The sequence below is a fragment of the Mesorhizobium sp. LCM 4577 genome (genome assembly GCF_001854795.2).
Lineage (GTDB): Bacteria > Pseudomonadota > Alphaproteobacteria > Rhizobiales > Rhizobiaceae > Mesorhizobium > Mesorhizobium plurifarium.
The window spans coordinates 19,918-44,345 of the sequence record NZ_MDDU01000023.1 but is presented as its reverse complement, the minus strand read 5'-3'; the positions used below and the strand labels follow the sequence as shown (position 1 = coordinate 44,345).

Annotated in this window: 28 protein-coding genes and 1 pseudogene; 8 read left to right on the top strand and 21 right to left on the bottom strand. The window is 61.6% G+C overall.

Annotation, left to right across the window (positions count from 1 at the left end):
• A partial coding sequence (locus tag LCM4577_RS21545) for an ATP-binding protein (RefSeq protein ID WP_198541070.1) occupies positions 1-304 on the top strand: 304 nt, incomplete at its 5' end.
• 149 nt (positions 305-453) lie between these two features.
• Here the strand turns inward: LCM4577_RS21545 and LCM4577_RS21540 are convergent.
• The 11 genes and pseudogenes from LCM4577_RS21540 to LCM4577_RS21490 form a co-directional block, all read right to left on the bottom strand.
• A pseudogene (locus LCM4577_RS21540) lies at positions 454-686 on the bottom strand (segregation and condensation protein B); the annotation flags it as partial.
• A gap of 2 nt (positions 687-688) precedes the next feature.
• Positions 689-1,696, bottom strand: a complete 1,008-nt coding sequence (locus tag LCM4577_RS21535; RefSeq protein WP_244508400.1) for a DUF1403 family protein — start codon at positions 1,694-1,696, stop codon at positions 689-691.
• Positions 1,697-1,850: 154 nt separating this feature from the next.
• On the bottom strand, positions 1,851-3,818 hold the full coding sequence (gene rlxS, locus LCM4577_RS21530) for a relaxase/mobilization nuclease RlxS (protein WP_042643620.1): 1,968 nt from the start codon (positions 3,816-3,818) through the stop codon (positions 1,851-1,853).
• Positions 3,819-4,006: 188 nt separating this feature from the next.
• Positions 4,007-4,693 carry a lytic transglycosylase domain-containing protein gene (locus LCM4577_RS21525; protein ID WP_071073352.1) on the bottom strand — a complete coding sequence of 229 codons (687 nt, stop codon included), beginning with the start codon at positions 4,691-4,693 and terminating at the stop codon, positions 4,007-4,009.
• Positions 4,681-5,229, bottom strand: coding sequence for a S26 family signal peptidase (locus tag LCM4577_RS21520; protein WP_071073350.1), 549 nt, complete (start codon positions 5,227-5,229; stop codon positions 4,681-4,683). The genes LCM4577_RS21525 and LCM4577_RS21520 overlap by 13 nt, the downstream gene beginning before the upstream one ends.
• The gene (locus LCM4577_RS21515) at positions 5,226-5,471 is read right to left on the bottom strand and encodes an AlpA family transcriptional regulator (protein WP_071073348.1); all 246 of its coding nucleotides are present in this window, start codon (positions 5,469-5,471) and stop codon (positions 5,226-5,228) included. The genes LCM4577_RS21520 and LCM4577_RS21515 overlap by 4 nt, the downstream gene beginning before the upstream one ends.
• A 160-nt stretch (positions 5,472-5,631) precedes the next feature.
• Positions 5,632-5,955: a DUF736 family protein gene (locus tag LCM4577_RS21510; RefSeq protein WP_071073346.1), complete on the bottom strand. Its 324-nt coding sequence runs from the start codon at positions 5,953-5,955 to the stop codon at positions 5,632-5,634.
• A gap of 538 nt (positions 5,956-6,493) precedes the next feature.
• Positions 6,494-8,224, bottom strand: coding sequence for a ParB/RepB/Spo0J family partition protein (locus tag LCM4577_RS21505; protein WP_071073344.1), 1,731 nt, complete (start codon positions 8,222-8,224; stop codon positions 6,494-6,496).
• 87 nt (positions 8,225-8,311) lie between these two features.
• Positions 8,312-8,719: a DUF2958 domain-containing protein gene (locus LCM4577_RS21500; RefSeq protein ID WP_071073342.1), complete on the bottom strand. Its 408-nt coding sequence runs from the start codon at positions 8,717-8,719 to the stop codon at positions 8,312-8,314.
• Positions 8,720-8,844: 125 nt separating this feature from the next.
• Positions 8,845-9,807 carry an ArdC family protein gene (locus LCM4577_RS21495; protein ID WP_071073340.1) on the bottom strand — a complete coding sequence of 321 codons (963 nt, stop codon included), beginning with the start codon at positions 9,805-9,807 and terminating at the stop codon, positions 8,845-8,847.
• Between the two features lie 397 nt (positions 9,808-10,204).
• The gene (locus LCM4577_RS21490; RefSeq protein WP_040972971.1) at positions 10,205-10,417 is read right to left on the bottom strand and encodes a helix-turn-helix transcriptional regulator; all 213 of its coding nucleotides are present in this window, start codon (positions 10,415-10,417) and stop codon (positions 10,205-10,207) included.
• A 122-nt stretch (positions 10,418-10,539) separates the two neighbouring features.
• Between LCM4577_RS21490 and LCM4577_RS21485 the strand changes: the two genes are divergently transcribed.
• Positions 10,540-10,806 (top strand): DNA -binding domain-containing protein, encoded by a 267-nt coding sequence (locus LCM4577_RS21485; protein WP_071073338.1) that lies wholly within the window; start codon positions 10,540-10,542, stop codon positions 10,804-10,806.
• Positions 10,807-10,830: 24 nt separating this feature from the next.
• On the opposite strand, the gene LCM4577_RS21480 is transcribed toward LCM4577_RS21485, so the two are convergent.
• The 4 genes from LCM4577_RS21480 to LCM4577_RS21465 all read right to left on the bottom strand — a co-directional run bounded on the left by LCM4577_RS21480 (position 10,831) and on the right by LCM4577_RS21465 (position 13,116).
• Positions 10,831-11,346, bottom strand: a complete 516-nt coding sequence (locus LCM4577_RS21480; RefSeq protein WP_244508399.1) for a DUF2285 domain-containing protein — start codon at positions 11,344-11,346, stop codon at positions 10,831-10,833.
• 37 nt (positions 11,347-11,383) lie between these two features.
• Entirely contained in the window at positions 11,384-11,635 is a 252-nt protein-coding gene (locus tag LCM4577_RS21475) for a transcriptional regulator domain-containing protein (protein WP_071073334.1), read from the bottom strand.
• Positions 11,635-12,303 (bottom strand): acyl-homoserine-lactone synthase, encoded by a 669-nt coding sequence (locus tag LCM4577_RS21470; protein WP_071073332.1) that lies wholly within the window; start codon positions 12,301-12,303, stop codon positions 11,635-11,637. The genes LCM4577_RS21475 and LCM4577_RS21470 overlap by 1 nt, the downstream gene beginning before the upstream one ends.
• Before the next feature lie 87 nt (positions 12,304-12,390).
• Positions 12,391-13,116, bottom strand: coding sequence for a LuxR family transcriptional regulator (locus tag LCM4577_RS21465; protein WP_071073330.1), 726 nt, complete (start codon positions 13,114-13,116; stop codon positions 12,391-12,393).
• 76 nt (positions 13,117-13,192) lie between these two features.
• Between LCM4577_RS21465 and LCM4577_RS21460 the strand changes: the two genes are divergently transcribed.
• Entirely contained in the window at positions 13,193-13,387 is a 195-nt protein-coding gene (locus LCM4577_RS21460) for a hypothetical protein (protein ID WP_040972968.1), read from the top strand.
• Positions 13,388-13,426: 39 nt separating this feature from the next.
• Here the strand turns inward: LCM4577_RS21460 and LCM4577_RS21455 are convergent, their stop codons facing one another.
• From LCM4577_RS21455 to LCM4577_RS21445, 3 genes are all read right to left on the bottom strand, one after another.
• On the bottom strand, positions 13,427-13,675 hold the full coding sequence (locus LCM4577_RS21455) for a hypothetical protein (RefSeq protein ID WP_042643700.1): 249 nt from the start codon (positions 13,673-13,675) through the stop codon (positions 13,427-13,429).
• Between the two features lie 361 nt (positions 13,676-14,036).
• A complete protein-coding gene (locus LCM4577_RS21450; RefSeq protein WP_244508398.1) occupies positions 14,037-15,029 on the bottom strand; it encodes a phosphonopyruvate hydrolase in 993 nt (330 codons plus the stop codon).
• Positions 15,030-15,074: 45 nt separating this feature from the next.
• Positions 15,075-15,983 carry a LysR family transcriptional regulator gene (locus LCM4577_RS21445; protein ID WP_041007060.1) on the bottom strand — a complete coding sequence of 303 codons (909 nt, stop codon included), beginning with the start codon at positions 15,981-15,983 and terminating at the stop codon, positions 15,075-15,077.
• Between the two features lie 392 nt (positions 15,984-16,375).
• Here LCM4577_RS21445 and LCM4577_RS21440 point away from each other — a divergent pair, with 392 nt between their 5' ends.
• The 5 genes from LCM4577_RS21440 (at position 16,376) to LCM4577_RS21420 (ending at position 21,460) form a co-directional block, all read left to right on the top strand.
• Complete coding sequence (locus tag LCM4577_RS21440) at positions 16,376-17,551, top strand: ABC transporter ATP-binding protein (protein ID WP_071073328.1); 1,176 nt, start codon at positions 16,376-16,378, stop codon at positions 17,549-17,551.
• Between the two features lie 110 nt (positions 17,552-17,661).
• Positions 17,662-18,519, top strand: coding sequence for a carbohydrate ABC transporter permease (locus LCM4577_RS21435; RefSeq protein ID WP_244508402.1), 858 nt, complete (start codon positions 17,662-17,664; stop codon positions 18,517-18,519).
• Positions 18,516-19,352, top strand: a complete 837-nt coding sequence (locus LCM4577_RS21430) for a carbohydrate ABC transporter permease (protein ID WP_071073326.1) — start codon at positions 18,516-18,518, stop codon at positions 19,350-19,352. Before LCM4577_RS21435 ends, LCM4577_RS21430 begins: the two co-directional genes overlap by 4 nt.
• Positions 19,353-19,384: 32 nt before the next feature.
• Positions 19,385-20,653, top strand: a complete 1,269-nt coding sequence (locus LCM4577_RS21425) for an extracellular solute-binding protein (RefSeq protein ID WP_071073324.1) — start codon at positions 19,385-19,387, stop codon at positions 20,651-20,653.
• Positions 20,654-20,695: 42 nt separating this feature from the next.
• Positions 20,696-21,460, top strand: a complete 765-nt coding sequence (locus LCM4577_RS21420) for an HpcH/HpaI aldolase/citrate lyase family protein (RefSeq protein WP_083354806.1) — start codon at positions 20,696-20,698, stop codon at positions 21,458-21,460.
• A 93-nt stretch (positions 21,461-21,553) separates the two neighbouring features.
• On the opposite strand, the gene LCM4577_RS21415 is transcribed toward LCM4577_RS21420, so the two are convergent.
• The 3 genes from LCM4577_RS21415 to LCM4577_RS21405 all read right to left on the bottom strand — a co-directional run bounded on the left by LCM4577_RS21415 (position 21,554) and on the right by LCM4577_RS21405 (position 24,420).
• Positions 21,554-22,375 carry a class I SAM-dependent methyltransferase gene (locus tag LCM4577_RS21415; RefSeq protein ID WP_157900491.1) on the bottom strand — a complete coding sequence of 274 codons (822 nt, stop codon included), beginning with the start codon at positions 22,373-22,375 and terminating at the stop codon, positions 21,554-21,556.
• A gap of 41 nt (positions 22,376-22,416) precedes the next feature.
• Complete coding sequence (locus tag LCM4577_RS21410; RefSeq protein ID WP_157900490.1) at positions 22,417-23,541, bottom strand: PLP-dependent aminotransferase family protein; 1,125 nt, start codon at positions 23,539-23,541, stop codon at positions 22,417-22,419.
• A gap of 270 nt (positions 23,542-23,811) precedes the next feature.
• Positions 23,812-24,420 carry a phosphatidylcholine/phosphatidylserine synthase gene (locus LCM4577_RS21405; protein ID WP_040972959.1) on the bottom strand — a complete coding sequence of 203 codons (609 nt, stop codon included), beginning with the start codon at positions 24,418-24,420 and terminating at the stop codon, positions 23,812-23,814.
• Between the last annotated feature and the right edge of the window lie 8 nt (positions 24,421-24,428).

Genomic DNA, 24,428 nt, shown 5'->3' with positions numbered 1-24,428 from the left:
CGGCAGGATCCTCAAATCTCTTGCTAGGACCGACCTGCTGATCCTCGATGATTGGGGACCGGAAAAGCTCAATGACGACCAACGTCGCGATCTCCTGGAGATCATTGAGGACCGCTACGAGCGACGCTCAACCATCGTCACAAGTCAGGTGCCCGTGGATCGCTGGTGGGAGATTATTGCAAACCCGACTCTTGCCGATGCCATCCTGGATCGCCTCGTTCACAACGCCTACCGCATCGATCTCACCGGTGAAAGCATGCGAAAACAGCGCCCGCTAGTCGCTTCCGAAAACACCGAAGCTTGACCTGAAACAAAACCCAACCCAAACATCARCGAGACCCAGGATCAGACCGAAAAACGTCCGGCYTCAAATCGGAATGGTGGCCGGAATGAAATCGGAATGACTGGCCGGCTTCAAATCGGAATCGGTGGCCGGCTTCATCGGAATACGCAGACTTCGGCGCGAATGTCGTCGATGACCAGCTCGAGATTGCAGCTTTTGCCGACGGCGCGCGCCAGCACCTCGCGCGGCACCGGCTCGCTGGCGGCAAAATTACTGCATCGACCCGGCCCATCCACTCGCGCCAGCGCAGTTCTGGCGGCAGGTGCTCAAGCTCGGTGTCGACCAGCAGTCGCTGGACTTCATCCTTGCCCCCCGGGCGTTCGGATCGGGCGGCCTCGGCCATCGCTAGAGCCCAAACAGCCGAAAGCTGGTTCGGCCCGACAACTCGCGCACGACATCGAGCTGGTGCAGGCGCTCGAACAGGCGCCGCGCCGCAAAGCGCGACAGGTTTTTGGTCGTCAGCGATCCCGCGACGGCATCTTCATTCAGGAGCAAGAAAATCACGTCGCCGGCGCCTTTCGCGCGCAGTCTTGGCGCAACCGCCAGGAGTTTTTCGGCGCGGCGCGACAACTCGGCGGCCAACCGACAGGCCTCCGCCGCCGCTTGCACCAACGCGACGCAGACCGCGCGCTCGAAACCTTTTTCGCCCGGTCGGATCCGCTTGCCGCCGCCACCCTCGGTGCGGAAGGCCGGGCCAAAAGCCTGGGTCATCAACAGCGGCAGCGGCCGCGGCCAGCGCAGGCTTTGCGCCAGCACCAGATCGGCCAGCCACCATGCGAACATCTCGGCATCGGGCCGCATGGCGACGACGCGGGCGGCGATCGCCGCCGCGGCGAACGGCGCCGGCCGCCGCGCCGCCGCCACGTGCTCGATCTGCGTGCACAGGTCGGCTAGCGCCTCGTCGTCGCAGGCGAGCCCGAGCATCTCGGCCACTTTTGCCAGCCGATCGGCGCTGACCGCCGGCGGCTGCAGCGCCAGCTGGCGCCAGGCGCCAAAAATGGCGCCGGCGGGACCGGGAGCGGTGCCGGCAGGGCAAAGCTGCCAGGCATCGCGCAAGGCGGCTTCATCCTCGGCGCGGCCGGCGAGCCGCATGCTGGCGGCGGCGCAGTTGAACACCAGCCGCTGGCGCCAGGCGCAGGCCCAGCTGGGTTGCGCGCGGGCAAGCGTGTCAAGCACAGCCAACGCGGCGCCGGCCTGGAAGGCGGCGTCGCCGTCGCTCGGCGCGCTGCCGTTTGCGAGCGCCCAAGCCGGAACGGCCGGCGGCGTAGCGTGACTGGCGTTTGCGGATCGAGGCGAATCATGTGTTTGGAGGGTAAGGCGGCCGTGCGGTTTTGGCGATGATTTTCGCCGCAAAACGCACAGCTTGTCGGCGCGACAAAACGAATGATAATGTTGCCTTATCAGTCGTTTACCTAGGCGTAGATCCGGTCTAATTAGATCAGTCGGCTAACTTCTTCCCCTGACTGCACCCTGTTGACAACCGCAGCCGGCGTCTCGTGCAATTAGGTCACGAAACACTCGGCCCGCTTCTTTGCCGACCGATGGTCCATGAAATCCCCTCCCCGCCCATGATCCCGGAGATCTCCTTTCCGACATGTCGGTCAAGCACTGGCCGCCACGGCACGAGAGTGAACTCACGCGACTTTTCAATGACGGCGTATTTCCCGCTGGCGAGCTCGACCGACCGGAGCATCTTGCCTTCCAACCGATCTCCAGGCTTCACGTCGAAATACGAGAGCCCGAGCTCGCTCGAAAGCTGGCCGGCAATCCGGTTCAGCTCACGCTGACGCAATATCGAAATCATATCTGCGCGATAGACGATCCGGCCCTGCTCTTCGTGCGCGACTCCTTGAGCAACGAGCCACTGCTGCCGCCGGGTTTGCGCTTCCCGCACCTCGCGGCCAAAGCCGGAGTCGCGCAACGGCGCCGGTTCATTGGAAACCAATTCTCGGTCCAGCCAGGTGGCGCCGTCGAAACCGACCTGCTTCTCCAGCGGCATTGACGACAGCTTGTCGAGGACAACGGGCTCGGCCCTCGCCCGCTGACCCTCGTAGTGCGCAACGCGCTCCAGATGGTCTGGCCCAATGATCCAGGTGCCGTCCGGCTGGCGCTCGACGCCGCCCGTTACTCGCCGGATCGCCTCTAGCCTTCGGACATGCGTTTCGGCGAAGCGTTCGGTCACGGAAGGGTCCTGCCTCAGATGAATATCGATGTTGTAGTGCCCGCCATTCGCCGCGGCGATGTCGGCGATAGCCCGGTCGATCTGTCTGGGCTCGGTGTTCCGAGGCATGACACGGACGATACAGCCGTCGGGCATCGGTTCAGTGGCCTCGCCTTTGCCGATGTCAATGTAGTGGCTTTTGCCGTCAATGCCGTCGACGATAAGATAGTGCCGGTCATTGATTTCGTCTGCCAGCCCGCGCGCGACCACGCGGCCGACAACAGGCTCGGTATTCTGTCCTGCGTCGTGGACGAGCACGTCGGCGGCACTGCGCGCGAGTCCCTTGCTCGTCAATTCGCGATGCATCGTCTTGATGACATCGCCGCGCTCGGCCAAGCGACGCAGCGTTGCTTCGAGCTCATCGTCCAGGCGCCAGCGGCCGGAGCCGACCTCCGCTGCAAGACCCATTCGCTCAAGCTTGCGAAGGCGGCCCTGATGCAGTGTCTGGCGAAAAGCATCCCGTCCGTCCGGCGCAACAAGCCCYTCGCTATCGCGCATTCGCAGCAGTTGCCGGTCGACACTGGTTAAGCGTTCCTGCTCCATCTCCCGGCGCAGGCGCTGCTCGATCTCGCGATCGGTGCGCGGGCCAAGATCGAGGCTGACCAGCTCAGCCGCGCGCTCCCGTAAACCGGAGGAGATGTAGTCGCGCGCGATGACGAGATTCTCGCCGCGGTCGTCCTTGCCGCGAACGATGATGTGCGTGTGCGGATGGCCGGTGTTGAAATGGTCGACGGCGACCCAGTCGAGCCTGGTGCCGAGGTCCTCTTGCATCTGCGCCATCAGCCGCCGCGTGAGTCGTTTGAGATCGCTGTACTCGATGCCGTCTTCGGGTGCGACGATGAAGCGGAACTGGTGCCTGTCACCGGCGGCACGATCGATGAACGCCTTGCCATCGACGCGGTCACTGTCGGCACCGTAGAGCTCGCCGGGCTCCCCTTGCCGAGTGACGCCATCGCGCTGGAGATAGCGCAGGTGCGCACGCGCTCCGTCGATCCCCTTGCCGACCAGCTTGACGAGGCGCGCCTTAACGACGACACGGCGCTGCCGAAAAGCCGCATGGCGATCGCGCGATCTGAGGACCGCGGCAGCGGCGCCACCGCGCCCCATGCGGCTTCCGGTGAAGCGGCCACCACGCGTGGCCTTGCCGCCGGCGCGGTTGATCGCGGCGCGGAGCTGACCGGCATAGCGTTTGCCGGCCTTCGAACCGCGCGATCCGATCCTGCCGAGCCTCGGCCTGAATTCATCATCCTGCATCGGAGCCTCTTGCGGATTTGCAGCCAAATCAAAGACTTGCGTGAGATACCCTCCAGGCGCTGGATGGAGCCTCCGGGAGAAACGATGTGCAGACAAAGACTTAGCCGCCTCTCGGAGGCGGTGCCTTTATCTTGCCTTCCCTCAACCCAGCCCCTCGCCCCCACCCGCCCCGCCCCGGCACCTTGCCCTCATCTGCCGTCCGGCCGCGCTGACCCACCTGGCTGAGACCCGAGCGGCACCAGAATTCCGCCACTCGAACCGCCTGCCGAAACTCCATCCCTCAGGAAAAACAATTCGCGCCCCAAGGAGATTTTCGGCGCTTTTGGCGGCCGAGATTTGCTCTTGAACTGATCCATGGCGGCCGCCGAAACACCCGCCGCCTTAAGCTGTTTCAGATATAAGACTGTCTCTCTCGGCAGCGGCTTCCCGCGTTCCAGATGCGCCTCATATCGATCCGGTCCGGCGTTGTAGGCTGCGAACAGCCCAGGGAAGCCGAAGCGATCATACATGGCGCGCAGATAGGCTGTACCGGCCAGAATATTGTCGCGCGGATCGTGCGGATCGGCTCCGAGATCATGCTCGACGTGCAGTTCCTCATAGGTGCCGGGCATCACCTGCATCAGCCCAATCGCACCGGCTCGTGAAGTGATCGGCCGACCGTTGAGCATGGTCTGCCCACGGCTTTCGGCATTCATGACGGCATAAATCCAGGACTGTGGAACACTGAAGCGCTGGCTTGCCTCGGCAACGAACTCTTGCCATCTTGTCAGCTGCGGACCTTGGGAGATGAGGGCCGGCTCAGCGCCGGTCGCGGCGGAACAGGCGCATGGTGCAATCGACACCATGCCCAAAATCAGGAGGGTCACTCGGTCCATAGCGGCACGAGCCTCCCAACGATATTGGCGGCCGGCACCGGCCCGAAATACCGGCTGTCGAAGGAGCCGGGAGCCTCGCCATTGATCAGGAAAACTTCGTCGCCGGTGAGTGCCCGGCATTCGTTCCACCAAGGCAAGGTTCGGCCTTGCGTGTCGACCGGAACGCGGCGTGTGACGATCTCGCCGCCGATGATGATGGCGTCATTGAAGGCGCAGACATGCTCATGCGGCAGTGCGGCGATACGCTTCACCAGCGGCACGTTGCGAGGCAGATAGCCGCGTTGGTCGGCGAGGTAAGCGGCCATTTTGGGCAAGCGGACAAGCACGAAATCGCCGGCGCGAGCGGCACCAAGGGCAAGGCCATAGAGCCCGATTGGCGCGCTGGCTGAGGCATTCCAGACCAGTACGGGCGTCGGCCTGACGAAAGCGGTGAAGCCGATCAGGCCAAGGCCGATGCTTGCCGCGGCAAGCGTCCTGCGCGCGCGAACGCGCCGCAAACGGCTGCCGATCAGATGAAGAGAAGGCCGCGCGATCATGGCCGGCCTCCGCGATTGTCATCGGCATCGGAGCCCTTCGGCTGGCCTTTCGACCAATCGTCGAGCTCGTCTATGTGGTAGCGGACGAAGCGGCCGTGCTTGCGGAATTTTGGGCCGTGGCCCTTGAGCCGCATCTTTTCCAAGGTGCGTTGCGACAGCCCGATATAGAAGGCGGCCTGCGCTGTGTTGAGGAAGGGACTGCCCTTCTTGGCGCGGGCGGCGCGTTCGTTTTCGTCGTCCATGATGATCCTCGTTTTGTCGGCTGAAGGCGGCGGAGAGGATCGGCAAGGAAAAGCGCTTGCGGGACGGGCGAAGAGTCAACGGCGAGTTTTCGCCGCCCCTGCGGGCTGGCTTAGTTCGGCTGAAAGAGCCCCCGCGCCGGTGGCGCGGGGGCCCGTTGCGTCAGTCGGCCGGGTTCCAGATGATGGCGAAGGTGTCGTCGTCATCCTGGCCGGCGGCGCGGCCGAGATTGGCGTAGAGTTTTCTCGGGCCGAACTCCGGTGCTGCGATCGACAGGCTCACATAGTCCTTGCCGGATGCCTCGCCGATCCTGATCCAGCCGGCGCCGACCTCGACGCCTTGCGTGAGCACCCTAAAGTCGGGATGGGTGTCGGAGGTCTTTGTCTGGTTGGGCACGATGGCGATCTCGGCGCGGACGCTGAGCGTCTTGAGCTGGCCCTTGTAGCTGCCATTGTCCTGCTTGGTAACGTATCCGATCGCGGTCATTTGAAAGTCTCCTTTTGCTTGTCGCCGGGGACCATTCCCCTGCGATGGCGGACCGTGATGGGCGCGTCTGGGCCGGCTGAACCCGCAGGGCCGCAGCGGCAGCGCAGGACCCGAGCAGGCAGCTTTTTTGAAGCGAAGCGGGCGCGAGGAGCCGCCGCAGGCGGCGGGGAAAAAAGCTGCTGGCCGAGGGTTTCGGGCGGGCCGGATCCGCCCATAGGTCATCAAGCCAGCGGCAGGGGAATGGTCCCCGGCGACAAGCAAAAGGAGATGTCGCCAAGACGCGGTCGCGGTTGCCAGGCGGAAGTTGGCCGAGGACAGGTTTGCGGACGATCCAGCGCCGTGCCAGCGCTATCGTGCCAGGCTGAAAGCGCCAGATTGCCACCACCGGGCCGGGTGTTTTCGAAATTGCGTCGGCCGGTGCGCGCGGCTGAAACCGGACCGGCGCTGCGGTCGAGAGGAGACTTTGCCGAGGATAAATGCTGCCCGGTTGGCGCACGAGCGGCGACGCCACAAAACGTCGCCGCCCGCCATGCGAGGATCATTCTGACACGAACAGCGTCTGGACCTTCGCCCACTGATCGGCGGTTCGCAAACCGCCACGGTTGGTGTAGCCCGATACCGGGAATGCCATCCAGCGCGGCAGCCAGCCGTCGACTTTTTGCCTGCCGTTTTCGCCGCAGAGGAAGTCGCGAATGATCTTCTTTTGCGTCTTCACCTTCTCCGAAGCATTGCCATCGGCGACGAGCCTGCCGCCGACATCGGCGAGGATTTCGGTGGCGACTTGCTTGTCGCGCAACAGCTCGAAGAAGGCATCGTCGGCCTGCCAATGGCCGCGCATGTCGAGGCCAAGATGATTGCCGAGCGCTTCGACAATCGCGCTGCCCGTGCAAAGCGTCTCGGCCATGACCAGCGCCAGAACGCGCAAGACATCGTCGTTAGGGAGTGCCAGCAGACGGGCGAAGACGCTGGCCAGCGCGAAGTCGTCGCCATTGCCACCGGTCACCGGACCATCCTCATCGACAGAACCGAGCAGGGTCAGAACCTCGCGTTGCTTCTCGGCAAACGCGGCTTCGGCCTTACAAGCGGCGATGCTGGCGGCCACCGTTTCGTTGGCCGCGCGCTGCGGCTCGGGACGCACCTGCCACAGGCTCGAGCCGACAACGGCATGCGCCACCATCAGGCGTAGCGCGACGCCCGGATGATCGAGCAAGGCGGTGCGCACGGCGGCGTGACGGTGCAGATCGACATAGTTCTGCATCGGCCCGCTCAACTCGGGACGCGACGGTTTGGCACGCGGCTCGGCGTCCTCACCAGACTCGCCTTCTGCGCGGACGCGGCGCGCTTGCTTGCGCGACAGATAGCCCTCATGGCATTCCACCTCGCCGCGCTGCGAGACGGTGATGATCACCTTTCCGCCCTTCTTCTTCGGGGTCTTTTCGTAGTCCCACGAATGGAAATACTGGCCGGGTTCGAGCGCGACCACCTCGGGCCAGCCGGCTTCGATATAGGCGTCACGCTTGGCTGCGATGGCCTCGTTCTGCTTGTGCCAGAAGAGGTCCGCATCGGCGAAAAAACTGTCCTCGCCGAACAGGTCAGTCACGATCAGGCCGCCATAGTCATCGATTGGAAACAGCGCTACCTTGGTCGAGATCGACTGGCCGCCGAACAGCCATTGCTTCAATTGCCAGCCGCGCGGGGCTCGGTTGTCGGGATCGCAAAAAAGCGCCAGCCAGTCCTTCTGCTGCGCCTTGGAAGCCATGGTGAGATGGCGCACCGTCTCCGTGTCGATTTCCTCGCGGCGGTAGGCTTCGCGTATCTTCGGCAACAGGTCGCCGAGCGCCAGAATGCGCTTCACCTGAGGCTCGGTGAGGCCGAAGGTGGCGGCAATGTCGGCGATGCCCCTGCCCTCCTTGATCAGGCGCGTGAAGGTCTCCCACTGCGAGACTTCATCAGGGTCGAGGCGGGCGATGTTCTCGATGAGCGAAGCCTCCAGCGCGTCGGCGTCGTCGCCATCCTCCATGATGGCGCAGGGCAGCGGTTCGGCCTCGCCGCGCTCGTCGGCGACCGTCTTGGCTGCGAAATAGCGCCGGCGCCCGGCGACGATTTCGAAGCTGTCCGGCGTGCCATTGGGCCGGATCAGAAGCGGCACGAGCACGCCGCGCGCCCTGACCGACGGCAGGATGTCGGATATGTCTGGTGCGCGCTTTGAATGACGCATGTTGTTGGCCGAAACGCTCAACTGGTCGACGGAAACATGGGCAAGCTGCATGGGTCTTTCTCCTTTGTACTGGGCTTTTAAAAGCCCCACCGCGAGGCCGCAGGCCGAGCGGCGGGGTGTTTGCGCCTGGCGGCGCGGTCATTCCGCCCGGTCTGGCGGAAGCTCGGGAGTGGGGATTTCGAGAGCGGCGGCGGCCTGCTGCAAAAGCCGCTCGGCTTCGGTAATGTGGCCGGCAATCCGGGCGGCTTGCGAGTAGACCGAGAGCGGAAACCGCGCACGAAAATAGAGATCGCGCTCGAGGCCGAGGCCAAGCGGTCCCTTGACGGCTTGCAGTTCGGCGAGGCTGACGCTGCCGAGTTCCGGGAAGCCGAAGCCGAGATCGCAAAGCCCGAACAGCGTGTCGCCGTCAGCGTCGAGTTCGCTCAGAAGCCAAGTCGCGGCGCCGACCGGATTGAACAGTTTGATGACCGGAACATGGTCGGTTTCGATTTCGGCGGCGCCATTGGCGAGCAGGCGGGCGCGCAATTCGTCGGTGATCAGGATCATGGCAAAGCTTCCTTGTCAGAACAGGTCGAGCTGGTTTCGTTTGGCTTCATCGAAGAGGCCGAAATTGAGCATCTGCTCGCCTTCCGGCGCCGGCTCGCTCTGCAGCGCAACGGGATCGGGAGCGCTCATGCCGCGTTCCCTTCCCGCACCTTGGTTTCGGCATCCGTCTGGAAGGCCAGCAGGAAATCGGCGGCTTTCGAGGCAAGGCTGGCAGCGCGGAAAATGGCGCGGTTGTCCTCGCGCAGCACCTCGAGCCATGAGGCGATATAGTCGGCGTGACGCACGGTCGGCTCGATGCCGAGGCTCGAGCAGGTAAAGGCAGCCGTGATCTCTGCGACCAGTTCCTCGCGGGCATAGGCCTTGGTGCCGAACGAGCCGGAGAGGTCACGCGCAAGCCGCGTTKGGTGCCCGGTCCAGTGGCCAAGCTCGTGGAAGCAGGTTCGGTAATAGTTGATCTGCTCGAAGAACGCCGGTTGCGGCGGCAGTTGAACAAAATCGGCGGACGGCATGTAAAAGGCGCGGTCGCCGCCGATGCGGATATCGGCACCGGTTTTGCGAACAAGCGCCTCGGCATGCGGGATGATGTGGCGTTCGGGCAGCGGCTCGGGCTGGCTGTAAAGCTCTTCGGGCAGGCCCTCGCACTGCGCGACATTGAAGACGGTGAAGCGCTTGAGAAACGGCACCGCCTGCGGCTCGGTATCTTGCGCCTTGGCGCGTTCCTTCTCGTTTTTCGGGATGAAGCGATCGGCATGCACGATGGTCGTGCCGTGCTCGCCTTTGCGGACATTGCCGCCAAGGGAAAGCGCCTGCCGGAAGGTGAGCCAGTTCTGGCCGGCATAGCCGTGTTCGATGACAGCGCCCCACAGGATCAGGATGTTGATGCCGGAATAGCCGCGCCCCGTGGCGRCATTCTTCGGCAGGCCAAGGCTGGCCTTGGCGCTGCCCCAAGGCTTCACCCATGGCACGCAACCGCGCTCCAGATCGGCGATGATGCGGTCTGTGATCTCGGAATAAAGGCTGCGCTTAAGCGGCTCGCTGCTGTTGCCGCCAACTTCTCCGCTAGCACTATGTTTGCCGGTTTTGCGCATGACTTGATCTCCGCTCGCCAATCTCGCCGCGCCCTTCCCCGCAAAGCGGGGTGGGCGGCGAAAAACGACCGGAAAGGCCCGCCGTCATAGGTGGCCGGCATCCGAAGGACCGGAACGCAAGTGGAGGACCCGGAGCGCGAGCGGAGGGTTGCGGGCCGCCGCGGCGGGCCTAGAAGGGAGAGCCGCCCACACCGCGCCGCCGGGAAGGCCAAATCAAAAAACAACGCCGCCCCTGGGGCGGCGACCGGCACAGCCCGCAAGGGCTGCCCGCGCCAGGGGGCGAAGCCGAATGGCCGAGACCGCCTGAGCGACGCGAAGACAAGCGGGCTCGGTTCACGAGCACCCGATGCGCGCCTTCAGGCGCGCAGGTGCCCGGCAATTTGCGCGCTAAGATCGATTATTTGTCGGGACGAACCAGATCCATGTGGCTGACGCCAAGCGCCAATGCCAGTTCATAGATGGTGACGATCGTCGGATTGCGGCGGCCCTTCTCCAGACCGCTGATATACTGCTGGCTGAAACCGGAAACTTCGGCGAGCTGTTCCTGCGTCAGACCTTTCTTCAGCCTGATGCTGATCACATTCCGACCGACCAACTGACGCATGTCCATGCGAGTGAAGTCAGCGGATCAGGCTCCTTGAGTTTATCAACTATAATATGTATTCCACACCAAGCGTCTCAATCCACTCGCGGACGGGTTTTGCGAGACCGCTCTTGGAGATGGAATCAGCGATGTTGCAGCCTCACTCGACCGTGCCGGTAGCGGATGAAGCGCCATGGTCGGACAGCCTCACGGCTTACGACAAGGAGCACTTCACCATCTATATGCGCTTGCTGGATGCCGCCGCCGATGACGCCAGCTACGAGGAGATGGCCGATCTGATCCTCGGCATCGATCCGGAGCGCGAACCAGAACGCGCCCGCAATGCGGCCCGCAGCCACCTCGACCGGGCGAACTGGATGGTAACGACGGGCTACAGGGAGTTGTTCACCAGCTGACGCATTCATGTGTCGCGAGACGCGTCAGGCAAGAAAGTCGAGATAGGCGCCATTCATGAGCACGCGAGCCCGTGTCACGGCACGTCGGATGCGATCGCGCAGATGGTCGCGAGGATCCGTCCAGTCGGCCCGCACCCGCGTCTGACCAATCAGCGCTTCGGCGATGTCTCGGTACGAGGCGCCCGCAACTGAGCCGTCAAGAGCCCGCAGGACAAAGCGCAGGCGACGACCGCGCGCTTCCGGCGCAAACAGTCTTTTCGGCAAGCGTCCCCCTGCAACGAGGCTATTGAAGCAGTTGAGCGCCCAGAGGCGTTGCCGCCACTCACCGGCCGGCCAGACCGCATCGGTGCGCAGCAGAACGGGGCCGAGGATACTCTGCCCAAAAACGGCGAGCTGCAGCTGCCGGCCGGCGCTATGCAGCAGAAGATGCTCAGAGCCGTCAACCAGCCTGAGCACACTCGCACGGCAGGGCAGACGCGCCGCTTCGAACGCCGGCATCGCCGGCGAGGAGGACACCCGTTCGGCGACGACCGGCAACACCTGAGCGCATCGGCTCGGACACCAGAACGTGGCTGCGTCACGATGCATAGAGGATGCGAAACAAAAGCCCCCAGCGCGACAGGTCGGCGGAGAAGACAATGACGTCGAGCGACGGCCGCTGATCGACGAAGCTCGCCCGTTCCAATGCGTGGGACAGATCATGCCGGAAGGCCGGATTGCGCCGCAGGAATTCCCAGGCCCAGCCGCGCCGCGTCAGCTCGAGAGTGTAGTCATATGACCGCTCATCGCGCCAGTCCGGCCGGGCGGCTTCAGGTTCTGGCAGGCTCATCAGGTATCTCCGCCCGAAGCATGAAGCGAAGCCATCGTGCGGCCTCGTGGATTGACCGGCGCCCACAGCACCGGACCGGCAAGACCGCCATTACGGCGAACGGCATCGAGGCGCTCGCTTGAGACCTCGAGGTAGCCGGCCAAGGCTCGGGTGGGGCCGATCGCGCGCGGCTCGCCGAGCCGCTCGAGCGGCCAATCGGCCCGGCGCAGGATGCGCTCCATGCGCAGGTCGGTGACGGTGACGATGCGGTCGAGACCTCGCCACAGGCCGAACTCGATCATGCCTGCGAAGAGCACGTAGGTGCCGACAGCGATGCCGCCTGCTCCCTTGGCGGCCGACGGCGGCAGGTCGAGCGCGAAACGACTGCTTTCCCAGATTCTTGGATCCTGCGGCGTCGGCTGTCCGTCCAGCAGGGCTGGAAAGATATCGCCAAGCATGGTCGGCCCGGTCGAGGCGAGCAGGCGGACGCAGCCGTCGACGCCGCCGATCGAGCCGCGCAGCAGCAGATAGTGGGGTTTCAGCGCGTCGAAGCTATCGATCTCGTAGCCGCCGCTGGTGTCGACGTCCCAGTCCAGCCGCTCCTTGAAGACACGGTGGCGCAGACGGTGCATTTCGTGGAGCTCGTCGGCGAAATCGCCGTACCATTCGGGAGCAATGAGCTGCAGCATAATTATCGGCCTCCTGGCAGGATTGACCCTGCCATTGGAGGCCAGGCGTCAGGCCGAAGCAGCCTGTACAGCGGTACAGGTGCCTGGTTAGCCGAGGCCCGTTCTGGCGGCTGAGAATTGCGCCACGGCCTGCATGCGGGTGCGCACCCCAAGCTTCCTTATGGCGTTCTCCAGGTGAAAAGAGGCGGTGCGGCGCCTGATGCCAACAATCGAGGCGATATCGCGTGCGGATTTGCCCTGCGCGGCCCATTCCAGGCATTCATATTCGCGCGGCGTCAGCTGCACGCCGTTGACCACCCGATCGGCCGAGAGCTTGCGGCGGACGCAGATATGAAAGCATGTCGCCATGAAGCGAAACGCCTCTTGGTAGCGCTCGGCCACCCGCAGAAGCGCCGGATCGAGCCCGTCGGCGGCAAAGCTCATGGCGGCGACGTTGCCCCGCTTGTCGAGGATCGGGATTGTCAAACCGCAGCGTATGCCGAACGCGGCCGCCTCGTCGAAGAGCTTCCGCTCGAAATCCGACAGGCCGGTTCGGCTGTAGTGAAGCCCCCACAGAAACGGGCATTGGCAGCCCTGCGCCCGCGCGATCACCGGATCGATGGCGTGATAATGGTTGCTCAGGTAATGAGCGGTCCAGCGAGGCGGATAGTTCGAGATCAGCCTTGGCTTTCCCGGCGCCTGTGGCGGCAGCCACAGATAGGCGAATTTGACGAGATCGAATGCCGCGGCAGCACGCGCCATCGCGTTACGGAAATCCGTCTCATCGACGCTTTCCGAAAGCTGCTCCAGGAAGGTCTCGAAGACATATTGCATGCCTAGTCGTCCCCAGGCCCTTCCGCCGCGCGGCATTCGCAGTCGCGCAAGCCTGCGGGCAGCTTGCCAAGGTGACATGGCCAAGTTCGCCGACACGGCGCGTTACGCGATCGCCAATCCGTCACCTTCCGGCTGGCATTCCAACGAGAGCAGCGTTTCGAGTCTCTTCAGCATCCAATTCGAACCGACAGGCGATGAGCACCGGATCCGCGGCACGCGCCATTCAACGTGCAGCCGCGACGGATATTCAGCCGTTTCGCCATCCGGCTGATAGCGCTTGCGCCACGCGACAGGCTTGCCTGGCCGATGTTCACGCCGAGGCTTCGCCAAGCATCTTGAGCATTGCCAGCCGGACCTTGACGAGCTTGCGCACCGGCGGGTGATAATTTTGAGGAGCGGCGTCCACCACAAACACCAAGGTCATCAGGTCCAGCAAGAATTGGTGGATCGCGTCGGCAGTCACGACCGACTCGAACTGACGCAGCATTGAGCGTGCCTCATTGACCGTTTCCGCGCCCGGCGCATCGATCAACGCTTCAAGCTTTTCGAAAATTTCCAATTCGGCGAAACCTCCATTTCCTCATTTGCCATAAAGCGCCTTGCGACGCATACGGCGCGCGAAAAGTAGCAGGCCAAGCGGCGCCTGCTCGCACGAAGCGGCGGAACCATGCAGCAGCCTGAGCTCCATGGATCGAAAGACAACAATCTCGGCCGCACGCCATCCAATTGAAAAATCGTTGCCACGAGAGACACGCGGGCGCCTAAGGCCCAGCGCCCGCATTGCGAACCGAAAACCGAAATGAGCTCGGCACCTCGAACCCGACACCGAAGACGCAGAAACGGACGAACTTGGCTGCATCAGGAGGTCATCCTCAGACCTGTTTTCGATGGTCCGGGTTTTTAAAGTAGCCCTGGTGAGGTCACCACAGAAACCGATTCTCGTTCGCTTTGACGGCGTCCATTTTCTGCAGTCGGAAGATTTCCTCAACGGACACGATTTCGGGGTCGATGCGGTGAATGCCGCCGTCGGCGCGGATGCGGGCAAAGACGTCCTTCATGGCGGTGACCGCTGCCCGAATAGCATGATTGCCATAGATCACCATCGCAATCTTGCCGAGGGCGCGGATGCGCGCCTCGTTCATTTCCGGATAGGCTGTCGGCACGATGACTATCGGAGCTTCGCCGCGCCATGCTCGTACAAAACTTTCCACCTCGTCGGGCATCTTCCGCTTGGAGTGGATCAAGATCATGTCGGCGCCAGCTTCTTCATACGCCCCGGCCCGCTTCAAGGCCTCGGCTTCACCCAGTCCGGCGATCAGCGCTTCGGTGCGCGCAATGACGAGGAAGTCCGCGTCTGTTCGCGTGGCAACGGCCGCCCGAATTTTTCCCACGAATTCCTCGGTCCGGATGAGTTCCTGGCGACCATCTGCCAGGAGGCTCGTCACCTTTGGAAAGGCTTTGTCTTCAATGACGACCGCGGCGGCGCCCGCACGCTCATATTGCTGGATGGCGTAGATCACGTTGATGGCGTTGCCGAAGCCCGTGTCGATATCAGCTATGATCGGCAGCGATGACTGCTCGGCCATCGAACGGACCATGTCGAGGTGCCGCGTCATGGAGACAAGGCTTGCATCGGGCAGTCCATAAAGAGCGGAAAGTTCGAAACCGGAGGCCCAGATGCCATGGAAGCCTGCTTCCTCGGCCAGGATTGCCGACAAGGGACTGTGCGCCGCCATGACGTGGGCCAGACGGCCGGCGCAGACATGGGCTCGCAGAGATGCCCTGCTCGTCAGCATGGAGGCTCCGCAGATGTGCTTGGGGCTTTGACCAGTTTGCAGCATCTTGCGCGCCTCTGGAATCGACGAATGATCGAATGACTGCCTCCTGTATTCGGCGACGTCGTTGGCAATCAAACGGATTGATCGATTTTTGAGACCTTTCCATAGCCGAATGCGATGTTAACGAGCCTCCGAAATCGCCGCCTTCTTACACAGTCGAGCCAACCACCGGCAAAAGGCGCGAGCGAGTTCGGGATTGTCGGAGCGGTCGACCGCATAGGCGCGGTATTGCATTCCGCTTGGCGTAAGCGAACCCGGCACCACATTCAAAGCGCCAGTGCGCACCAGGTCACTGACGATGATCTCGGGCGCTACCAGAAGGCTTTTTCCTGTCATCACGGCAGGCAGCGCAAGGTAATTGTGATCGTATCGCGCGCCCGACTTGATATCCCTTGACGTCAGATTCATCCCTCGCAGCCAGGTGGGGAGTATGTCGGGACGAGATGTGACGTTGATCATCGGCATGGTGCGAACGACCGAAAGACTTTTGCCTGCTATGTGATTTGGAGGGCCCACACACACGAGTTGCTCGTTATAGATCTCCCAATGATCGGCAGGTTCGACGACCGAAAGGTCGCGTGTAATCAAGATGTCGAAATCGTCGGTGGATGTCGGCAGCGAAAGCGAACTGATCACGTCAACCATCACGCCGCCCATTTCGGTGGAGAACGCCTGAAGATTTGGGATCAAGAATGAATAGGCAAAGGTCGAAAGTGACGTGCGCACGACAATCCGGTTGGCGTTCGGCCGCGTCCGCCGCCGCATTCTTTGAGCGGTGAAGCACACTGTATCGAGCGGCTCGGAGACAGTGTTGGCGAATAATCTTCCAAACTCGGTCAGTTCGCTTCGCCTGCCCCGCCGTTCCATCAAGTCTGTCCCGAGATATCCTTCCAGAACGGCTAGGTAGCGGCTGACGGAGCTCTGCGTCGTGCCTAATGCGCTGGCTGCCCGCGTCAGGCTTCCTTCGCGCACGATCGTTACGAAAGCGCGGATTGCGTTCAAAGGCACTGCTTCGTCTTCGCTCGTCATCGGTAGCTCCGGAAAGAGTTGGAGGGCTGATCCCTTACGGCAATTCATCTCCAAACTGGGACCATTCATCACATTATTCGATATTTGTCACCGGACTGTCGTGTCCCGGCGGTACCGCGTCGCCATGAGTTCCGGCCCCAGGATGGGTGCATGACATTTCCGCTCAATAGACATGGCTTTCTTACTTATTGCTTTGTGCAATGTGAGCCAACAGCTCGCATTGCGTGTCGCCGTCAATTCTGGCGCAGGCTACCCAATCGTCTTGCGTTGGGCACGTTTGACAGCTGGTCTATCAGACCGCTTGAGCGCTGCGTCCTTTGCCATCCGAGGTGCGCGGCGACGAGGTCAGTTGGCCGAGTCGTCGCTTGCGTGAGGAATGAGGAGGCCGCTGCGTGAGTGGGATTATCATAAGAAATATTCGCAAGTCGTTCGGGGCCACAAGGGTGCTGCATGACGTTTCGCTCTCGATTGCGGATGGCGAGTTCCTGACCCTGCTCGGCCCGTCGGGATGCGGAAAATCGACATTGTTGCGCATACTGGCCGGGCTCGAGGTCCAGGACACGGGCAGCATCGAGATTGGCGGTCGTGTGGTGGATGGAGTACGCCCGAAGCGTCGCGACGTGGCGATGGTGTTCCAATCCTATGCGCTTTACCCGCATATGAGTGTCGCCGCGAACATCGCCCTGCCGTTGCGAATGCGACGGCTGAGCCGCGCGCAGCGCCTGCCGCTCATCGGCCGATGGCTACCAGGCTCCGGGCCGGTGATAAGCGGGATCGAGATGGAGGTTTTTCGTACCGCCGAAGCGCTCGGAATTGCGCATCTGCTCAATCGCAAACCGGGACAACTGTCCGGCGGACAACGTCAGCGGGTGGCGGTCGGTCGCGCCATAGTGCGCCATCCTGCCGTGTTTTTGATGGACGAGCCGCTCAGCAATCTCGACGCCAAGCTGAGGGTCCAAATGCGTGCCGAGATCAAGGACCTGCACAGGCGCCTTGGGGTGACATTTGTCTATGTGACGCACGACCAGGCGGAAGCGATGACGATGTCTGATCGTGTCGTTGTGATGCGCGACGGTGAGATGTTGCAAGTTGCCCCGCCGCAGGAGATCTATGCCGACCCGAACGACATACGCGTGGCCGAGTTCCTCGGATCGCCAAAGATCAACATGGTGGACGCAACAATGCGCGAACCTGGCTTGGTCGATCTTGCGGGCTCCGCCCTTTCGGTTGCTTGCGAGATTGCGCCAGGGTCCAAATTCATTGTCGGCATCCGCCCAGAGGCTTTCCAGTTTGCTGAACATTCCGGTCCGGGGGTGATCACCGGCTCGGTACGCATGGTCGAGCATATGGGCTCCGATTTGTTCGTCTACTTCGACCCGTCCGGCCTCGAGCAACCGTTGATAGCCAGGCTTTCCGCTGATCGCGCACCCCATATTGTAGCCGGACAGACGCTGCATGTCTCAGTCAGATCGGACCAGCTGCTCGTCTTCAACCGCGACGGTCGTCGGGTTCGTGCGCGAGACGGCTCGAGCGCTCACTCGTCCACGCCAGCCAGGGAATGGGCCTGATGAGCGCAAGCCTACCTGCTGTCAGTCGGCTTGCGCAGCCCGCGGAAGCGGTCGTGGGGACGCTATCGTCGCGCGTCTCGCTGCCACGAAGACACTCGTTGCACGAGGCAATGTGGGGTTGGGCACTTATTGCGCCTGCTCTCATCTTTCTGGTCGTTCTGTTCTTCCTGCCCGTTATCGGCGTTTTTGTCATAGCGTTCAGCGACTGGCAGTTCGGCGCCAGCTCGCTTTCCTTCGTCGGTGTCGCAAACTTCCGCGAAGTCATCTTTGACGAGGGTTTTCGAGCGTCGCTGATCAACACTGTCGTTTATGCAGTGATGGTTGTTCCGGGAACCGTCCTTGCAGGACTTTTGATCGCGCTGCTCATAGAGAGCAGCCATTCGTGCCGCGCTCTTTATCGAGCGGTTCATTTCTTGCCCTTCATGGCCACGGCAACTGCAATGGCGATCTCGTGGGAGGCCTTGCTGCATCCCACCATCGGCCTGATCAACCACAGCCTCGCGGCCCTTGGTTTACCTGTCGCCAACTGGCTGCGCGATGAAACGACGGCCCTGCCTGTTCTCGCCGTTATCGGCATCTGGCAGAATCTCGGTTACGCCATGGTGCTCTTCATGGCGGGGCTGAAGTCGATCCCGCTTGATTTATACGACGCCGCTGAGGTTGACGGGGCCGATCACTGGCTCGATCGCCTGCGGACCGTCACCATTCCAATGCTTGGACCGGTGTCCATGTTCGTCGTCATCGTTGTGGCGCTTAGAGCTTTCGAAACCTTCGACACGGTCCAGATCCTGACCCAAGGCGGCCCGGGCCACTCCTCGGAAATGCTGCTCTACACGATCTACCGGGAAAGTTTTGAATATTTGCGCGCCGGCTATGGCGCCGCGGTCGCCATCGTCTTTCTCGCAATCGTCGTGGCGCTGACCCTGCTCCAGGTAGGTCGCATGGACAAACGGGTACACTATCAATGAGCGCGATCCGCCTTTCTCCTGCGGCCGCCATCCTGCGCCACGGCGTGCTGGTCCTCACGTCCGCATTCATTCTCGTACCCTTCATTTGGATGGTCAGCCTGTCGCTCAAATCGCCTGGTGAGATTTTTCGTGCGACCTTCTCGGTCCTTCCGGCGCAATTTTATGGTGTCGACAATTACGCCAAGGCGATCACTTCGGTGCCTCTGCCGCGCTACATGGGCAACGGCCTGCTTGTCTGCGCTCTGATCCTGGCAGCACAAATTCTCGTGTGCGCGCCGGCGGCTTACGCTCTGGCCAAGCTCAAGTTCTGGGGTCGCGATTTCATTTTCGCCATGGTTCTCGTCGGGCTGTTTCTGCCCCACCAGGTGCTGTCCCTTCCCTTGTTCATCCTCTGCTACAAGCTCGACATCCTGAACACGTACCTGGCCCTGGTTATTCCATACGTCGTCTCACCGTTCGGTATTTTTCTCTTCCGCCAATTCTTCAAGAAGATCCCGAACGACATTGTCCACGCGGCTCGGCTCGATGGCCTGTGCGAACTTGCCATCGTCTGGAAAATCATGGTGCCGATGGCGCTGCCTGCCGTCATCGCGTTTTCCATCTTCTCGGTTGTAGCCCACTGGAACGATCTTTTCTGGCCGCTGATTGCGGTGCGCGACGGCAACCTGATGCCTGCGCCGCTCGGGATCATGGCTTTCAAGAACGAAGAGGCCGGGAATGACTACGGCCCATTGATGGCCGCATCGACACTGGTCGTCGCCCCATTGCTCATCGCATTCCTGGCCGCGCAGAAGTGGTTCGTGGAGGGAATGACTGGTGGGTCTGTGAAATGAACGCAGCTCACAAATAAAATGAGGATCGACCAATGTTCGAAATCACGCGGCGCCATTTTCTCGCCGGTTCATCGTCCATCTTCCTTACCACGGGGTCTCTCGCGCGCGCGGCGCCCTCGGATGCGCTGCGCGTAGTCGCGCTCCCCTCCATATTCGCCGACATGTATTCGGCGCTGGGAGCTGCTTATCAGGCGGGACATGACGTTGCGTTGAACATAGACACCTCGATTCGAGAGGATGAGACCGCCATCACAACCGTGCTGCGCTCGGCAATGATTGGGGAACTGCCGGACATCCTGTTCATCAGTCCGAACTGTCTTCGTGTATTCGCCGACAGAAAGCTTGCGCAAAGCCTGGATGATTATCAGCGCAACGAAGCCGGCTGGGGACAAAGTTTCTCACCGGCCGTGACACGAATCGGCCGCTTTGGAGCAAGCATGCATGGCCTTGGCTTTGCGGTCTCGATGCCGGTGATCCTCTATAATCTCGACCTCTTGAAGCGAATTGGCGTCAGCGAGCCGCCGGACTCCTGGGAAGCAATCACGGCGCTGGGCCGCAAACTCGATGCCATGGGCAAAGGCCAGGTCGTGGGCGCGTTTATGGAGTACGACAACGGCGGCAACTGGACGTTCCATTGCCTCTTGAATGGGTTTGGCGGCCGCATCTTGGCCGATGACGGACAGAACGTCGGATTTGTCGGGCCCGAAGGGCTCGCCGCCCTTGGAATTTTGCGGGATTTCGGCGCATGCGGACAAGCGCGAGCGGACATGTCACGCGACCAGGCACGACAGGCATTTTCCGCGGGTCGGATTGGCATCCTGTGTACGTCAAGCAGCAGTTACGCGGCTATCGCCAAACGCGCCGAAGGACAGTTTCAAATTGCGATGCGGCCGTTCCCGGTTGCGAATGAAGCCGGTCACCTGCCCGCCGCCGGCCCCATCAGCATCATGTTCTCCAAGGATCCGGAGCAGCGACAAAAGGCATGGGAGTTCATGAAGTTCGCTTCAGGTGTCGCGGGGCAGACGATCGTGGCGACGCGCACGGCTTATCTGCCGGCCAACGATCTCGCGCTCAGCACCGAAGCACTCCGGCAATATTATGCATCGCGTCCCAACCTCCAGGCGCTGATCCCGGCGTTGTCGGTGATGGGACCATGGGAAGCGTTCCCGGGCGAGAACTCAGTCAAGATCACCACCGTGATAAAGAATCACTTGGCGTCGGTGGTTTTGCTGAAAGTCGCACCCAAGCAGGCACTGGAGCAGATGGGACGTGACGTCTCCGATCTCTTGCCATTGCATTGACCGATCCTGACCCCAGCCACTTCTCAATCAAAGGTGTTATCAATGGCATCATTCCTAAAGCGTGACTTGTCGGCCTCTCGCGCGCTAAAAGAAAAACTCCGCTGCGGGGGCATCGGCACCCTGGTACACTCCAGTCATCCGTCGCCCAGCCTAGTGGAAAAACTGGCTGAATGCGGGTTCGATGCCGTCCTGATCGACTGTGAACACGGTTCGGCCGGTCCGGAACGGGTGGAGGAGATGGCGCGCGCTTCGAGTCTGTCCGGAATCGTTTCGATCCTGCGGCCGGAAGATCCCTCGCCATGGATGGTGACCAAGTATCTCGAATGCGGCGTCGACGGTCTGATGATCCCGCTGGTGTCGGACGCGAAAGTAGCCCAGAGCATCGTGGACCGGTTCAGGTTCTCCGCGCCATTCGATCACCAGGACCGGTTGCTTATCCTGATGATTGAGACCATCGAGGCAGTCAACAACTTGCCGCAAATCATGGCCGTCGAAGGCGTCGACGCCTATTTGGTTGCTCCTGGGGACCTAGCCCTCACGATCGGCGCTCAGCCCATCACCTACGAATGGCAGCAAGGCAACAAGCCGCAGGCCGTTGCAGAAGTCGTCGATCGTGCGATCAAAACGATAGTGGACGCAGGCAAGGTCTGCGGCACGCTCGTCAACCATAGCGACGTGGGGTCCTTCGTCGATAAGGGCGTTCGGCTCGTTTATGATCATGCGAACCATATGTTGAGCTATGGCGCTCGTGAGTTCCATGGTCGTTTGAAGCAGTTGCCATACAAACTGGAAGCGGTTTCTGCATAATGTCAGCCGTTCAGCATGTCCCGCCAAGCCTCGGCGCGACAGGCTGAACGAGGTTGAGATGATCCGCGCCATATACGGGCGAGACACTGCTCGTTATGGCCGCGCTGCCAAGAGCAAAGAAGCGACGCCGCGCTCGATGAAGGTCCCGGTAGGCGACATCGCCGAGAGCCGGGACCGCAAGCCATCCTCGAATACCGGCCGTCGGTCGCCGAGTACCCCGGGGCAAGCCTTGGATGTAGACAAGATATAGCCGACGAGCGAATCCAGATCCCAATGATGTTCGTAGGGAAAGCTTTTGTCCTGAATGTCGCTGAAGGCGGAACGGGCAAGGATGACACCATTCGATTCCTTCAAGGCAGGTCGGATACCTTCCCTCCCCGCCGGAAAGAAGCCGCCCCAGAAAGCCTCGGTGTAGGCGAGTTGTTCCAACCACCAATCATCGGGTGAACAGTTCGAACGCTGCCTCGAAATGACAGCGATAGCACAGTCGTGCGCCGCCACCTTCTCAAGGTACTTCAGGACCCGCTCCCGATCCATCCAATGGAACGCGCCCGCTATCGTGACCAGGGAAAACGGGCCGATGTCCAAGCCAAGCTCCTCGGATTTTCCCGTCACGAAGGAGACGTTGCGAGCGCCGGACCTGGCGGCGTATTGGCGTGCCTCATCGATCATGCCTTGATCGGGGTCGACGGCGATGACTTCATCGGCAAATCGAGCAAGCGGAACACTGATCTGGCCCGTTCCACAGCCAAGATCGAGCAAGACGGCCGGCTCTCGGCCGGAAAGGTAATTTTGTGTCAAGAAATCGAACATCGCGGCTGGATAGTCTGCTTGGTAGCGCGCAAAATAGTAAGCGGCTCCCGCAAACAGATCCGCAGGCGCGGTGGTCATTATTTGACGGTCTGTTGTGCTCATTTCCGGTATTCCTTGTCTTGATGGATCGACTGTTTCCGTTTTCATGGTGGGTCGTGTGAGAGATGGGCGGAAAGGATTTCCGCGACGATCGACAAACCGGCATGAAGCTGCGCGTGATCCTGGGGACCTGTAATCGCCACGCGGATCGCATTGGGAGGTGGCTGATCGTCCACCGAAAAAACCCTGGCGGATCTAATCTGGACGCCAGCCGCCAGAGCGGCTTCGACGACTGCGTCACAGCTCGCCTTGGCAGGAAGTTCTATCCACAAGTGCAAAGCCCCCGGCACGGTTTTGGCCCCGGATCGGCCAAGATGCTGCAGGGCCAATTGTTGCCTTGCCGTGACTTCGACACGCGCGGTGTCGACGATTTGCCGAGCGTTGTCCCCTTCGATCCAGTGCGCAACGAGCTCGCAGGACAAAGAGTTGGCAAACATCGACGACGACCTTAGATGCGGCCTCAATACATTGGCCGCCGCGAGGCCCTCGGGCAGCGCCAGATAGGCCAGTCTAAGGCCCATGGCGAAACACTTGGAAACGCTCATAATATACCAGGTGGTATCCGGGGCGTGGGCGTACAGAGATGGTGGTGCTTCCGGATGGAGACGGCCGAGCACATCGTCTTCGATGATCGCAATGTTGTGCGTTCGCGCCACGCGGACAATTTCGGCTCGCCGACTTTGTGACATGACTGCCGTGGTGGGATTCTGGACTGTCGGGGTGCAGTAGAGAAGTTTGGGACTGGCTCGCCGGCATACAGCCTCGAGCGCGGCCGGGTCGACCCCTTCCGCGTCCATTTCGACACCAATCACGATAAGGCCGAGCGACAAGGCTATCGGGCGTATCAGAAGATAAGCCAGCTTTTCGGCCACAATGACGTCACCCGGTTTGCACAAGTGCCGCAGTATGACGACGAGCGCGTTTTGGGTGCCGTTGGTCACCAGGATGCGATCGGCGGGGAGGATCTCACCGACGCGCGGGCTTATCCATATGGAGCCGATCTGGCGATCGCGTTCCTCTCCACCGGGCCGATTTTTGCGGATCCGCCAGTGGAGCTGCGATTGCGAGGCCAGTTCGACGAGGGATCGAGACAAAGCCTCTCCCAGAAAAGATGGGCACGGCGGCAGCGCGGTAGAAAGATCGATTGCGCTGGTTTGGGGACGGCTCATGAGGCGCTCCCTGGTTTTCGTGGGTGCCGACAAGGGGCCAAGAAAATTGAGGTCGTGGCTGTCGTTGTTGCGAACGGCGCGCGACCTCGGGAGCGACAGAGCCAAACGCGAAGCTGCATCATGCAACTGGGCGATGGACGAATGAGGAAACAAAGCGCGATTTGACATGGCTTATCGATTGTTCAGCCCTACGTCGCCCTGCCGCAATGGCTGAGCACGGTCGCCCGGACACAGAGGGCACGTCGGTGCTCGCGACACTTCGCGCCGGCCTCAAGACGCGCCCCGAAATGCGAGCGCCGCGGATGCAACGACGCAAAACGCCGTCACGACCAAATACATGAAGCCCGCGGTTTTAGGCACACGGACCGGCGAGACGTGGAGAATGGCGAGCAGGATGAGGAGGAACGCGAACAGCTTGGCGAAAATACTTTCGGGGAGAGTGGGACGAAGCAAGAAGACAATTGCCGTCACCGGCATGACCCAGCTTGTCGGCACTCCGACGAACCGCCCTGACGGAGACCCGACCACGTTGAAGAAACTCAGCCGCAAGGCGCTGGCGACGACGAGAACGGCTCCAGAAACAACGCACAGTGGCGATCCGTGCCCGACGACGATCAAGGTCACGGCTGGAAATATTCCAGCGCTGACGAAATCGGCGAGCGAGTCCAAATTCTTGCCGACTTCTCCCGTTTCCGCCGGACGGCTGCCTCGCATTCGCCGCGCGACGACACCGTCGAAATGATCAGCCAAGAGCGCCCATAAAACGATTGCCACGCCGATCTCCGGAAACCCGGCGATCGAGAAATCGATGCCGATCGAGGAGAGTGCGAGGCCCATGGCGGTCATTGCATTTGCCGGATCGACAAGCAGGCGGATCATCGAGACCT